Raw genomic sequence first — 14,262 nt, 5'->3', positions numbered from 1 at the left:
TTCGGCGCGTTGACCGCCGTGCACGCGAGCGCCATCTTTATCGGATGCCAAAACAGACCCCCAGCGGGGGTTTGGAGCGCATGTTCACCTCAATTTCAAGGACCCCTTCAGCTTATGAACCTTTCTCGTCTGAGGGCCTGCCTAGGTGCCGCAGCCGCGCTGCTGTTTTTGTCGGCTTCGGCATCGTTTGCCCAGGTCACGACCGGCGCCGTCGCCGGACGCGTGACCGATGCGGCCGGTGCTCCCGTAGAGGGCGCCCAAGTGCAGGTGCGCCAGGTTTCCACCGGCGCGAGCCGTGGCGCGACGACCAATGCCGATGGCCGCTATCGCGTTCCCGGCCTCGAAATCGGCTCCGGGTATGCCGTGACCGTGCGCCGCATCGGGTACACCCCGGTGACGCGTGAGAACGTGAACGTCTCCATCGGTCAGGTGGCGCGTGTGGACGTGCAGATCTCGCAGGCCGCGACGACCCTGGCCGCGGTGACCGTGAGCACGGAGATCGATCCGATCATCGCGCCGTCGAAGACGGGCACAGGGTCCACCGTCTCGGACTCCGCGCTGATCCGTCTCCCGTCGCTCGGCCGCAACTTCACGGACTTCGTGGCGCTCACGCCGCAGATCTCGAATTCCGGCCCGGGTCTCTCGGGCGGCGGCGCGAACAACCGGTACAACAGCATCCAGATTGACGGCTCGACGGAATCCGACATGTTCGGCCTTGGCTCCACCGGCCAGCCCGGCGGCCAGGCGCGCGGCAAGTCGATCGGCCTCGAGTCGGTGAAGCAGTATCAGGTGTTGCTCTCCCCGTACGACGTTCGGTACGGCAACTTCGCCGGCGCGCTCATCAACGCGGTGACCAAGAGCGGCACGAACGACTTCAAGGGCTCGGCGTACTGGTACTTCCGCGACCAGGAAATCACCCGTTCCCAGCCGTACCTGTCGGACTTCCGCCAGACGCAGACCGGCTTCTCGCTGGGCGGCCCGATCGTCAAGGACCGGGTGCACTTCTTCGTGAACCCGGAGTTCCAGCACCAGAAGGCGCCGGCCGCGGGTCCGTACATCGGTCTCGCCGGCGCCACGAACCTGCCGAGCGTCGCCGACCTCGACCGCTTCAACGCGATCGCGACGCAGTGGGGCCTGCCGACCTCGAGCGGCGGCCCGCGCATGAACGAGAATCCGCTGACCAACGTCTTCGTCCGCTTCGACATCCAGAAGCTGCCGTTCAACTCGTCGCTCGTGCTGCGCCACAACTATGGCAAGGCGCAGGACGACGTCTTCAGCCGCTCGTTCACCGGCACGACGTTCGCACTGCTGAACAACGCCTACGCGTTCAAGAGCGACAAGGGCGCCACGGTGGCGCAGCTGCGCTCGGCCTTCTCGAACGGCTGGTACAACGAAATCTTCGCCGGCCTGACGCGCATCCGTGACCGCCGCAGGCCGGAAGTTGGCGGCGTGCCGCAGTTCCAGGCCCGGTCGACGACGGGCTTCGACATCGTCGCCGGCGCCGAGCGCTTCAGCCACGGCAACGAGCTGGACCAGGACATTCTCGAACTGACCGACAACCTGCAGATCCCGGTCGGATCGCATCGCTTCACCGTCGGCGCGACCTACTCGACGTACAAGGTCCGCAACCTGTTCGCGCAGTCGATCTTCGGCGTGTGGAACTTCAACTCGCTCGACGACTTCTCGATCGGCAAGACCAACCAGTACATCGTCGGCGTGCCGCTTCCCACGGGCACGGACGGCGCGGTGCGCTTCAACGCGAGCCTGCTGGGCGCGTACGTGCAGGACGAGTTCAACGTGACGCCGCGCCTGGCCGTCACGGCCGGCGTCCGCGTGGACATGCCGTCGTTCGCCGACAAGCCGCCGACGAACCCGACCATCGTGACGCAGTTCGGCCGCAACACCGCCGACATTCCGACCGGCAACCTGACGGTCTCGCCGCGCGTCGGCTTCAACTGGGACGCGACGGGTGACCAGAAGAACCAGGTGCGCGGCGGCATCGGCGTCTTCGCCGGCCGTCCGGCCTACGTCTGGCTCTCGAATTCCTTCCAGAACTCGGGCCTGTCGGGCGTGGCGCTGCTCACGTGCAACACGACCGCTGCGCCGACGCTCAGCGCGGCCAACGTCGCGAGCCCGCCGCAGGCCTGCGCGACGGGCAGCACGGCGGCGCTCTCGGCCACGGCCGAAGTCGACCTGCTCAGCAAGGACCTCAAGTTCCCGCAGAACCTCCGCGCGAACCTCGGCTACGATCGCGAGCTGATGGATGGCATCGTGGCGACGTTCGAGGCGATGTACACCAAGGGCATCAACACGCTGTTCTACCAGAACATCGCGCTCGGCGCCCCGCTCGGCACCGATCCGCACGGTCGCCTGATGTATGGCACGGCGCCGCTGACCCCGAACCTCAAGTTCACGGGCCGCAACACGGTGCTCGATGTCACGAACCAGAACAGGGACTACAGCTACCAGCTGACCGCCGGCCTGCAGCGCCGCTGGCGCGACAACTGGGAAGGCTCGGTGTTCTACACGTTCTCCAAGGCGTACGACATCCAGAGCCTCGGGTCGTCCACCGCGTTCTCGCAGTATCGCTTCGGACGCTCCGCGGGCTACGAGCCGCAGGAGTCGACCCGCCTGACGAAGTCGATGTTCGAGCAGCCGCACCGCGTCGTCGCGAACGGGTCGTACGCGTTCCAGAAGAGCGGCACGGACCTCTCGCTCATCTACATCGGCGAGTCGGGCATGCCGTTCCACTACCTCATCGGCGGTTCGAGCTCCGGTGACGTGAACGGCGACGGCATCGGCAACGACCTGCTGTACATCCCGAAGAACGTGACCGATCCGAACGAGATCATCTTCGTGCAGAGCGGCGCCAATACGCCGGAAGTGCAGGCGGCGGCGTTCGAGAAGTTCATCAGCGGCAACAAGTGCCTCGCGTCGCAGCGCGGCAAGATCATGGAGCGCCACAGCTGCGAGGAGCCGTTCCGCAACTTCGTCAACCTCACCGTGCGCCAGAGCCTGGGCAAGCTGGGCCTGTCGAACGGGCTCCACGCGCCGGCGCTCAACAACGTGACCGTAAGCCTCGACATCTTCAACCTGGCGAACTTCCTCAATCGGAACTGGGGCAAGGTGCGCTCGGCGGGCGCCAACTCGGCGCTGACCGGCCCGCTCAACTACTCGACCAAGGAAACCGGGTCGATGGTCGGCGCGGCGGGTGTCGCGGCGCGGCCGAAGTTCACGTTCAACCCGACGTACACGATCTTCAACGATCAGAACATTTCGTCGAACTACCGCATGCAGCTGTCCGTGCGCTACGCGTTCTAAGAGAGACAACAGAGAAACAACAGAGAGACAACAGAGAAACAACAGGACCCGGGGGCCGAGAGGCTCCCGGGTTCTGCTTTTCTACCGGGGTGAGCGTTGCCTTTGCTGGCCGAGGATGCGGCCGCGCAGGCTGACTAGCATCTGGCGCAGTTCCCTGGCCTCGGCGGCGGTGTGCTTGGCGCGGTCGGGAGGAACGAGTCCGCTCTCGGCCGCGATGAGCAGCAAGGCGTGAAGCTCCGCGGCTGAGCCGATGGCGATGGAGAGGAAGTTCGCAAAGTCGCGTGGGCTCGACCGCATGGCACCCTCCGCGATGTTCGCCGGCACGCTCGTTGCGGCGCGGAGAATCTGGCTCCATGCGGTGCGGTCAAGGTACGCCGAGACCGTACGCGCCTCAGCCTGCAGCAAGGCCGCCAGCGCCATGGATCGCTTCCAGACCGTGAGCTGCTCGTACTGATGCATGAACGCACGGTAGCCCTGATTGGGCCCCCGTGCGTCATCAGTTGCCTGCCATCAACACCGTTCAATCGCCAATGCGGTACCTCTGTTGTCTCTCTGTTGTCTCTCTGTTGTTTCTCTGTTGTTTCTCTGTTGTTTCTCTGCTTCTAGGTCCTGACCCTGGAAAGCAGAATGATCCCAACGGTGCCAAAAACCATCCCCGGCAGCCACGCTGCCAGGTTCGGCGGCACCAGCCCCTTCGAGCCGATCGCCTGCGTGAGCTGCACGAGCATGAGGAAGATCACCGTCGTGCCGAGGCTGATGCCGACACCGAAGGCGGTGCCGCCGCGCTGCGTGCTCGTCGCCAGCGGCGCGCCGAAGAGCATGATGATGACGCACGTCACGGGGATCGCGATCTTCAGCATGCGCCCCACCTTCAGCGCGCCCACGTCGCTTCCCGAGCGCTCCAGGTTGCGGATGAAGCTCCCGAGTTCGGCGAAGGTCATCTCGTCCGGCACCTTCGAACTTGCCATCAGCGTTCGCGGGTCCTCGGTCATCCGCCGATCGCGCAGCGAGTCGAAGGTGATGCTGATGTTCATCGCATCGGTCGGGAGGATGTGCATCGTTCCCGACTGCAGCGTCCAGCGCTTCCGCCGCGCGTCGTACTTGCCCGAGCGCGCGCTGACGAAATACGTCGGGTAGGCGGCGTCCTTGCCCTTTCGCTCGATGACCACCTGGTCCAGCGCGCGCTGTTCCACATCGGCCCCGGCAATCGTGTAGACCCGCCCGCCCTCCGCGGCGTACGTGAAGTTGAAGCGGGTGGACCGGTTGCTGAACTGCCGTTCCTTGAGCAGCTCGACGCGCCGCGCGTTCGTGTACGGCGACACGGCGCCAATGCCGAGTCCCAGCGCCGTGGCCAGCAGCGCGCCGAAGGCCATCGGCAGGATGAACCGGTAGAAGCTGATCCCGCTCGCCTTGGCGGCCGTGATTTCCGAGTGCCGCGTGAAGCTGCCCACCGAGAAGACCGTCGCGAAGAGCACCGCGGCCGGCATCACGAGGAACATCGTGTCGGGCACGCCGTAGAGGTACGCGAGCCCGATGTCCTTCGGCGTCAGGTTGCGGTTGAGATACTTGTCCAGCTTCTCGGTGAGGTCGATGATGATCACGAGCAGCGGGAAGCCCAGCGCCGTGCCGGCGAAGATCTTCACCCACTCCGCCAGGACGTAGCGGTCGAGCGGCTTGATGATCCGCATCAGCGTCTCCGCCGGAAGGCGCGCACCACCCGGCGGCGCACGCGGTCCAGCAGTTCGGTGGTCTCGCTGCCCCGGTTGGTCGTCCCCTCGTGGCCGAGCCGCACCGTAAGGACGAGGCCAATCGTGCCCAGGATCATGTTTGCCGCCCACATTCCCCAGAACGGCGTCATGTAGTCACGGTCAGCCATCGTTTCGCCGACGATGAGCCCGACGTAGTACAGGCCGAACACGGCCAGCGAGACGCCGATCGTCATCCCCACGCCGCCGCGCGGGAATCGCAGCGCGATGGGCGCGCCCAGCAGCACGAAGATGAAGCAGGCCACGGCGATCGCGAACTTCTTCTCGATCTCCACCGAATGGCCGTCCACGATGTTTGCGGAGTTGCCGAACTCGATCTTCAACCCTTCGGTGATGGCGGTCGCGGCAGACGGTGGCAGGCTGTCGGCAGGAGGCCCCACCACCGTGCCGTACATCGGGGGGACGCCGGCCGCGTGAGGCTGCGGCACCTGCGCAGCCGTGCCCGGGGCAGGCAGGGCCGGCGCCGGTGCTGCCGCCGCCGCTGCCGCCGCCGCTGCTGCCGCCGCCGGTGCGCCTGCGTTCTTCGCGGTATCCTGCGGGACTGCGGTCACGGCAGCCGGTTTCCTGGCCGTGTCCTGGGCGGGCGTCGCGGCGGCGGCCGTCTTGATGCCGAGCACGCTGAGCATCCGGCAGTAGGCGGTGCCAAGTCCGGGACGGACCACGTCCGGCTGGATCGCCAGCGCCTCCTTCTTGTTGTAGCGGTAGAGGATCTTCCAGACGCTGTCGCGCGTCCGTGCCGCCTGCGTCACCCGCGACTGCAGCTCGCAGATGGTCATCTCGCGGTCGCTCTTGTAGGCGCTGTCGGGCGATTCGTTCTCGAACTGGTTGCCGACGCCGCGGACCTTGATGAAGTCGGTCGTGAAGAAGTTGCGCTGGAGCCGCGCCGACTCCTGCAGGGACACCTCGGTCATCGACCCGCTGTAGAGCGTCAGCAGGAGGTCCACCTGATCCGGCGACATCTCCAGCAGTCCGCTGTCGGCGTGAATGATGCGGCGTTTCTGCGGCGGGGAGAGATCGTAGATGGTGACGTCGCGCATCAGGCTGGTGGCGCGGTCGATGTGCACGGCGCGCAGGTAGGTGCGGCTTGGCGACACCTCGTTGATGATCTGTTCCTTGAAGGCGACCGTCGGCTTCTTCCGCGAGATGTCGCTCGTCAGCGTGGCCAGCTGATGATTGGTGCGCGGCAGCACCTGGTCATTGAACCAGACCATGAACGCCGTGAAGCCGAGCGCCGCCACCAGCACGGGGGCGACGAGGCGATGCATCGAGACGCCGCTGGCCTTGTACGCCGTGATCTCGTTCTCCGAGGCCAGCCGGCTGAACGCGTGCAGGGTGGCGACGAGGATCGCCATGGGGAGCGTCATCGCGACGGTGAATGGCACCGACAGCGCGAAGAACTGGACGATGGCCTTGACGGGCAGTCCCTTGCCGACCAGGTCGCCGAACTTCTTGGCGACGTAATTCAGCAGCAGCAGCGACGTGAGCGCGGAGAGCGCGAACACGAGCGGGCCGACATGCTCCCTCAGGATGTACTTGGACGTGATCTTCAAGGGGTCGGCCCCGGGGCGCAGAAAGGGCGGAACTGCCCGTCACACCAAGGGTTGTAGGGTGTCGGACCGACCGTATATTCCACCAGCCGACCGCTCAAGTGCAAGGTCTATGGATGTGATGGGACGATTTGGAAGCCGGGCGTGCAGACGGCAGAAGGCAGATGGCCGACGGCAGATGATGTCCACCGCACACGTGCCGAACGGCTGAAGGACGCCACCTCGAGTTCGTAGGGTCGGAACCCTCGGCTGTCCGCCATCTGCCATCTGCCATCTGCCATCTGCCATCTGCCGCCCTCATACCCCGCTCACCCCGCTAAGTGCGCGTCTCCCCCTTCCTCGCCGCCTGCTTGATCGCCATCCCGCTGGCGGCCCAGTCCCAGGGGACGCCCGCGACGCGCGGCGAGCCATCGGTGCTGACGCCGTTCCGGCTGACCTTCGTCACGCCCCCCGCGCTTGCCCCCGGTGGCAGTCTCGCGCGCAACCGGATGTCCGCGGCGGAGATCGCGCGCCAGGCCGCGGCGGCGGCGCGGGCGCGTGCCCAGCGTTCGCTCGAGGAGCAGTGGCGAAGCGCCGTACGCTTGTCGTTGCAGGGGAGGGGAGAGGGTGCGGGGGCGGCCGTGCAACCCACGCTCGCGCAGAAGGCAGATACAACCCTGCGCCAGCAGGCCGCCGACCTCTTCGGGCAGTACGCCGATCTCGGCCTGGTCCTCAACGGTCGCCTCGAAAGCAAGATCAACCGCACCAGGAACGAGCGCTGCATCAGCAGCCAGTTCTTCAGTCTCGCGTCGCAGTGCAAGGGGACGTTCCAGCCGCTCTTCGACTTCCAGTTCGATGTCCGCACCGGCGGCGTCGTGGCCGACCGCGTGCACCTCGACGTGGACTACGACAGCAAGCGTGAGTTCGACGCCTCCAACAACATCCAGGTCTACTACCAGGGGAAGAGTGACGAGCTGATCCAGAAGCTCGAGGTCGGCAACGTCACCTTCCAGCCGCCGGCGAGCCGCTTCATCACGGGCGGCATCCCGAGCGGCAACTACGGCCTGCAGGCCATCGGGCAGGTGGGGCCGATGCGCTTCCGCACGATCGTCGCCCAGCAGAAGGGCAACGTCACGAAGGACCGTGTCTTCACGGTCGGCGACCGCACGGTGCAGTCGGTGGACCGCGAGATCGAGGACTATCAGGTCGAGCCGCGGCGCTTCTTCTTCACGGTCGATCCGCACCGCTTCGCGGACTTCCCCAACATCGACCTGCTCAACGCCACGCAAATGCAGCGGCTGGCCGCTTTGCTCCCCGATTCGCTGCGGCCCTCGCGCATCTATCTGTACCGCCTCCTCATCGGCGGACAGCCGCCGAATCCCAACGGGCCGCAGTTCAAGCTCATCGGCGATCCGGCGTCGCGGCGCGGGCAGATCTACGAGCTGCTGCGCGAGAACGTCGACTACTACACCGATCCGTCGCAGCTCTGGGTGTCGCTGGTCCGGCCGCTCAACCTCAACAATGAACGGCTCGTCGTCGCGTACACCGTGCGCATCAACGGCCGCGACACGACCATCGCGAGCACCGGCGGCACGCCGGACTTCGAGTACACCGACCGCGACCAGTACGCCCATCTGCTGTGGGACCCGCAGGTGCGTCCCACCGACGCGGCCTTTGATCGCGAGATCCGCTCGGTCTACCGCGTGGGCGGCGAGGACGTGCGGCGACAGACGGTCACGGCCCGCATTGTCACGGGCGCGTCCGGCGATCAGGAGAAGCCGGTCGCCGGCACGAGCGAGACGTGGCTGCAGCTCTTCGGCCTCGCGCAGTCGCGGAACAGCGCGACGTTCGACATCGACAACCGGCTCTTCCCGCGTCCCGGCGACCCGAACGTCACGATCGGCGGCGCCGCCGGCACGAAGATCCTGCGCGACTACTTCCTCGTCTTTCCCTCGCTGCGCCCCTTCTCGCGCAGCGGCCTCGCGCAACCGGCCGGCAACCCGACGAGCGAGGCGATCTACACCACGCCGGGCGAATACCTGTACTCCACGCAGCATCCGCAGTCCACCTACCGCATTCGCCTGCGGTACGACGCCGAAGGGGGCGGCGATGCGGGCTCGCTGATGCTGGGCGCCACGCAGGTGCGCCCGAACTCCGAGCGCCTGACGCTCGAGGGGCGGCTGCTCCAGCGCGACGTGGACTACAAGGTGGACTACGATCTCGGCCGGGTCACGTTCCTGCGCCCCGACACGCTCTTCCCCAGCGCCAAGCAGGTCTCGGCGCGGTTCGAGGAGAACCCGCTCTTCGCGGCGGCGCCCAAGAGCATTATCGGGTTTGCGTCGCAGTTCCCGCTCGACGTGGGCGAGATCAACGTGATGGCGATCGCGCAGAACCAGCGCACCACCTTCACGCGCCCGCCGCTTGGCTACGAGCCGCAGTCGTCGTTCCTGGCGGGAGTGAGCGGCACCTTCGACTTCAACGCGGCGCCGCTCACTCGCGCGCTGCAGCGCCTGCCCTTCGTGCAGACCACGACGCCGTCGCGCGTCCATCTGGATGCGGAGGTGGCGACGAGCCGGCCGCAGGCAAACAGCGCCGGGCAGGCGTACCTCGAGAGCTTCGAGGGTGAAGGGAGCACGCTGGTGAGTCTCTCCGATCCGGCCTGGCTGACGAGCAGCCAGCCGGCCCTCGGACGCGCCCTGCCGTCCAGGGTGGGCGGGGCGGCCAGTCTCGACCTCGCGCGCGCCGCGACCATCGCCTGGCAGAACAACGGACTCAGCGCCGCGGGACAGACGGTCACGTTCACGCTCCAGCAGATCGATCCGCTCGTCAACATCATCGGCAGCGGGCTGCAGCAGCCGGAGCAGATGCTCTGGCTGACCCTCTATCCCCTGAGCGTCGGCGGTGCGTACAACGACGCGAGCAAGCGCTATCAGTGGCAGATCAGCAATGCGCCGCTCGGACGCCGCTGGCGGTCCATTCGCACCGTCCTGAATGCGTCGGGCACTGACCTGTCGCGCGTGGAGAACATCCAGTTCTGGACGCTCATCGACACCACCGCGGCGCACCGCACGCGCAATCCCACCCTTGTGCTCGATTTCGGCGACGTGTCCGAGAACACCGTGGCCGTCGCGCCCACGCGGCTGGTGGTGTCGCGCAGCGGCTCGGCCGTCGATTCGAGCTACACCGGGCGCGCCGTCGTCGGCCTCGACTCGCTGCACTCCGAGCGCGACGCGTTCTCGCGCTCGTTCAACCAGGAGCGAGACGACAAGGGGCTTCCCGGCGACGTGGTGCCGACACTGCAGTTCACGTCGCCCGATTCCTCGGGCGTGCTGCGCGACTATCCCATCTGCCAGAAGGGTGACGTCAAGCTCAACCGGCTGGGCGACGCGAAGACCAACTGCACCGTGCGCAACGGGCGCCTCGACGAGAACGACATCGACCTCGACAACACGCTCAACTTCGTCTCGTCACAGCGCGAGAGCGAGCGCTTGCTGCGATACGTCGTCGACATGTCCGACCCCAGGGCCTACACCCGCGTCGGCAAGTGCGAGGTGACGCAGGTGGACACGTCGGGCGGCGGCGTGGAGCACAGCACGCTCTGCTGGGTCTTCTTCCGGCTCCCGTTCAATGCGCCGTTCGACACGATCGCGGGCGGGCCCGCCATTCGCCGGGTGCGCGCGCTGCGCCTGACGATGGTCAGCGGTGTCGGCGCGCGCGATGACGCCTTCACGCAGCTGCCGATTGCGCAATTCCGGCTGACCGGCGCGTCGTGGCTGAAGCGCGCCGATCGCGCCCTCACCGGCATCGCCGGCGACCGCACCGGGCCGGGCGCGGTGCAGGCGTCGACCATCGGCACGATGGACCGCGACTCGACAAGCGGGCTCATCTACGAATCGCCGCCGGGCGTGAACGATGCCCCCGACCAGATCATCACGGGGCTCGAGAACCAGCGCGTGCAGATCAACGAGCGCTCGATGCGCATCACCGCGCAGCAGCTTGCGCCGTACCAGCGCGCCGAGACGTACATGCGCTTCGCGGAAGGCAGCCGGAACTTCATGCAGTACCGCGAACTGCGGGTCTGGGCGCGCGGGCGCGGCAACGGCTGGGGGCAGGACGGGGAGATGAACTTCTTCGTCCGGCTCGGGCGCGACGCGGACAACTTCTACCTGTATCGCACGCCGGTGCAGGCGGGGAGCGGCCAGGCGGCCTGGCTTCCTGAAGTGCGCGTCGACTTCGAGAAGTTCTTCGCCCTGCGCGCCCAGTTGCAGAATGCCTTCCTGCAGAACAGCCCCGATTCGCTGGCCTGTCACGGCGCCGACTCGGTGCTCATTGCCCGCAGCGGCCTGCCGGCCGGTGTGAGCATCCGCCGCTACGCTGTCTGCAAGGGCGGCTATATGGTCTACACGGTCGACCCGAACATCAGTGCGCCCAACCTTGCCGCCGTGCAGGACCTTGCCGTCGGCATGGTGCGCATCGATTCGGGTGGGCTGGGCGCGGCCCGCGTGCTTCCGGGGGACACGCTCGAGCTCTGGGTCGACGACATGCGGCTCACCAACGTGGACAACACGCCGGGGTACGCGGCGCAGATCGGGTTGAGCGTGACCGCCGGCGACATCGGCACCTTCCGCGCCGGCTTCAGTCATCGCGATGCGAACTTCCGCCAGCTGAACGAGACGCCGTCGTACGTCTCCGACAACCAGTTCGACATCGGCACGTCGGTGCGCCTTGACAAGCTGCTCCCCGCGGGGCTGGGCTATGCCATCCCCGTCACGGTGAATCACTCGAGCGGCGCCAACAATCCGCTCTTCGTCTCGCGCTCCGACCTGCGCGGCGACGGCATCAAGGGGCTGCGCACGCCGCGCAACGACGCCACCAACGTCTCGATCGCGCTGCGCCGCACCACGCCGCTGCCTGAGGGTTTCCTCGCCACGGTCGTCAACAACCTGGGCGCGACCGCCAACTTCGGCTCGGCCAACTCGCGCAGCGAGTACCAGGACGGCAAGAGCTCGAACTTCAACGCAGGTCTCGATTACAACCTGGCCTCGCAGGCGCGCACGCGCCCGATGCCGCAGTGGGTGGACCGGACGCTCGGGGCGCTTCCCATCTGGCTGCAGAATGCCGAATGGGTGCAGGCGCTGCGCAACGCCGAGGTGCGGCTGAATCCGTCGAGCGTCCGGTTCAGCAGCTCGATGGCGCGCGCCGAGGACCGTCGCATGGCGTTCCTGAAGCCCGCCGAGTCCCTCTCCGACACCGGCCGGCTGGTCACCGGACTCACCCATGTGTGGCGCAACGTCGCCGGCGTGGAGCTGCGTCCGTTCGAGGCGCTCAACGCGCGCTGGGACTTCACGTCGCTGCGCGACCTGCGGCAGTACGGCGACTCCTCGCCGACCGCGATTGTCGCCACCAGCGAGCGCAGCAAGCTCCTGGGGCTCGACGTTGGCCTCGAGCGCGAGCGACAGATGAATGCGGCGCTGAGCTTCGCGCCGACCGTCGCCTTCTGGATGCGGCCGCGGCTCGACTTCACCAGCGCGTACACGATGCAGCGCGATCCCAACTCGCGCACGCTGGTCCGCGATGCCGACACCACGGGCGGCTTCCACCTGCCGCGCCGCGTGAACAACACGCAGACGCTGGCCCTGGGCGCCAACATCGACCTCCCCGCCGCCCTGCGCGCCTACCTGCACGATTCGCTCGTCACGCCGGTGCTGGTGCAGGTGCTGCAGCCCCTCGACGTGCAGGCCAGCCGGTCGCTGGTCTCGGCGTTTGATGGCGCGCCGTTCACGCCGGGGTTCGGATACCAGTTGGGCTGGGGCGGCATCGACCACTTCCGCACGCAGAACGGACTCAACGCCACGAGCGCCGGCAGCAACGCGCAGGTCACGCTGAGCACCGGGCTGCGGCTCCCGCTGGGCATGTCCCTCACGACGCGCATGCAGAAGGTCAACTCGCGCAATTGGACGCGGCGCTTCGACAACACGCAGACCGTCATCGACGGTGAGCAGGTGACGCTCCCCGATCTCGCGCTCCGCTTCACGCTGCGGCCGCGCTTCGCCAGCCGGGTGATCACCAGCCTCGGCGGCAGCCTGCGTTATCTCAACACGCGGCAGTCGAGCGTGGTGCCCAGCGAGATCGACGGCGCGGCGGCCGACCAGCGCGTCAGCCGCGTGACCAGCTATCCGGTGAACGGGAGCATCACGTGGAATGTCGGCACGGGGCTCATGACCTCGTTCGGCGTGGGGAACACCCATCGGCTCGACTCGCTGCCGGGAAGCATCGCCGAGTCGCGATCGCGCGACCTCAGCGCCGACGTGTCGCGCTCGGTCAAGATGCCGGCGAGCTGGAAGCTCAAGAACGACCTCCGCACGCGATTCAGCTACCAGCAGAGCGCGGCGCAGTCGTGGGTGCAAAACCAGGGCGCGGCATCGCGGCGGAGCCGCCTCGCCGACAACGGGCGACAGGCGATTAATGTCAATGCCGACGCCGACGTTGCGGAGAACCTCACGTTCTCCCTGACCGGTGCCCGCATCATCACGTTCGACAACAACATGAATCGGCGCTTCTCGCAGATCGTCTTCACGGCGGTGCTGCAAGTTTCCTTCTTTGCTGGGGAGTTGAAATGAGGGATGGCCGATGGCTGACGGCCGATGGCAGAGGGCGGATGGCGGATGGCGGATGGCGGACGGCCGTATCGATTCTCGCGCTGGCCACGCTCGCTGGCGCCTGCGCACGGAAACCCGATGCCCGGCCCGCGCCGCCGGTCGTCACCACGGAGTTCGACGGCGAAGCCGCGCTCAAGTACGCCGCGGCCCAGGTCGCCTTCGGGCCGCGCGTCCCCGGCAGTGATGGACACCGCAAGGCCGGCGACTGGATCGTCGCCGAACTGAAGGCGCGCGGCGCGACGGTCGTGCAGCAGACGTGGACGCACACGACGAAGGCGGGGAAGAAGCTGCCGCTGCGAAACATCCTGGCGCGCTTCAACCCGCAGGCGACGGAGCGCGTGCTCTACCTCACGCACTGGGACACGCGTCCCACCGCGGATAACGAGAGCGATCCAGCCAACCAGATGAAGCCGATCGACGGCGCCAACGATGCGGCGTCGGGTGTCGGGCTGTTCGTCGCGCTGGCCGACGCGCTGCAGAAGCAGCCGTCCAAGTACGGCGTCGACCTGCTCTTCGTGGACGGCGAGGACTACGGCGACTTCGGACCGCCCCTGGTGGACGTGCTGCTCGGCTCCACGCACTTCGCCAGGAACCTGCCGGACCAGGGGTACCAGCCAGTCTTCGGCGTGCTCTTCGACATGATCGGCGATGCCGACCTGCGCATCGCGGTCGAGGACAACTCCGCCCAGCGCGCCCCTGACGTGGTCAATCGCGTCTGGTCGAAGGCGGAGGCGATGGGGCGCGGCGATGTCTTCGTGCGGCGCTCGGCTGGAGCCATCACCGACGACCACGTCCCGCTGCTCGATGCCGGGCTCAAGGTCATCGATGTCATCGACCTCGATTACGGCCCCGGCAACAGCTATCACCACACGCTGCAGGACACGATGGACAAGATTTCGGCGCAGTCGCTGAAGATCGTGGGCGACGTGGCGCTGGCGTTATTGCGCTAGGCTCCGTTCGCCGCGCTGGATTTCTTCACCACGGAGACAC

General features: G+C 67.1%; 6 protein-coding genes. 3 read left to right on the top strand and 3 right to left on the bottom strand.

Annotated features, from left to right (window positions below; genetic code table 11):
* Nucleotides 1–114: 114 nt before the first annotated feature.
* Nucleotides 115–3,321 (top strand): TonB-dependent receptor, encoded by a 3,207-nt coding sequence (locus VGJ96_12895; protein ID HEY3288007.1) that lies wholly within the window; start codon nucleotides 115–117, stop codon nucleotides 3,319–3,321.
* Nucleotides 3,322–3,402: 81 nt separating this feature from the next.
* Here the strand turns inward: VGJ96_12895 and VGJ96_12890 are convergent, their stop codons facing one another.
* The 3 genes from VGJ96_12890 to VGJ96_12880 form a co-directional block, all read right to left on the bottom strand.
* On the bottom strand, nucleotides 3,403–3,780 hold the full coding sequence (locus VGJ96_12890) for a four helix bundle protein (GenBank protein HEY3288006.1): 378 nt from the start codon (nucleotides 3,778–3,780) through the stop codon (nucleotides 3,403–3,405).
* Between the two features lie 143 nt (nucleotides 3,781–3,923).
* Entirely contained in the window at nucleotides 3,924–5,009 is a 1,086-nt protein-coding gene (locus tag VGJ96_12885; GenBank protein HEY3288005.1) for an LptF/LptG family permease, read from the bottom strand.
* Complete coding sequence (locus VGJ96_12880; GenBank protein HEY3288004.1) at nucleotides 5,009–6,637, bottom strand: LptF/LptG family permease; 1,629 nt, start codon at nucleotides 6,635–6,637, stop codon at nucleotides 5,009–5,011. The genes VGJ96_12885 and VGJ96_12880 overlap by 1 nt, the downstream gene beginning before the upstream one ends.
* Nucleotides 6,638–6,954: 317 nt before the next feature.
* Here VGJ96_12880 and sprA point away from each other — a divergent pair, with 317 nt between their 5' ends.
* Both sprA and VGJ96_12870 read left to right on the top strand, forming a co-directional pair.
* Nucleotides 6,955–13,233 carry a cell surface protein SprA gene (sprA, locus tag VGJ96_12875; GenBank protein HEY3288003.1) on the top strand — a complete coding sequence of 2,093 codons (6,279 nt, stop codon included), beginning with the start codon at nucleotides 6,955–6,957 and terminating at the stop codon, nucleotides 13,231–13,233.
* Nucleotides 13,230–14,222 carry a M28 family peptidase gene (locus VGJ96_12870; protein ID HEY3288002.1) on the top strand — a complete coding sequence of 331 codons (993 nt, stop codon included), beginning with the start codon at nucleotides 13,230–13,232 and terminating at the stop codon, nucleotides 14,220–14,222. Before sprA ends, VGJ96_12870 begins: the two co-directional genes overlap by 4 nt.
* The last annotated feature ends 40 nt before the right edge of the window (nucleotides 14,223–14,262 follow it).

This window comes from Gemmatimonadaceae bacterium (genome assembly GCA_036504815.1).
GTDB lineage: Bacteria > Gemmatimonadota > Gemmatimonadetes > Gemmatimonadales > Gemmatimonadaceae > PNKL01.
Note: the sequence above shows the minus strand (reverse complement) of the source record. Positions and strands in the feature narration are given on the sequence as shown.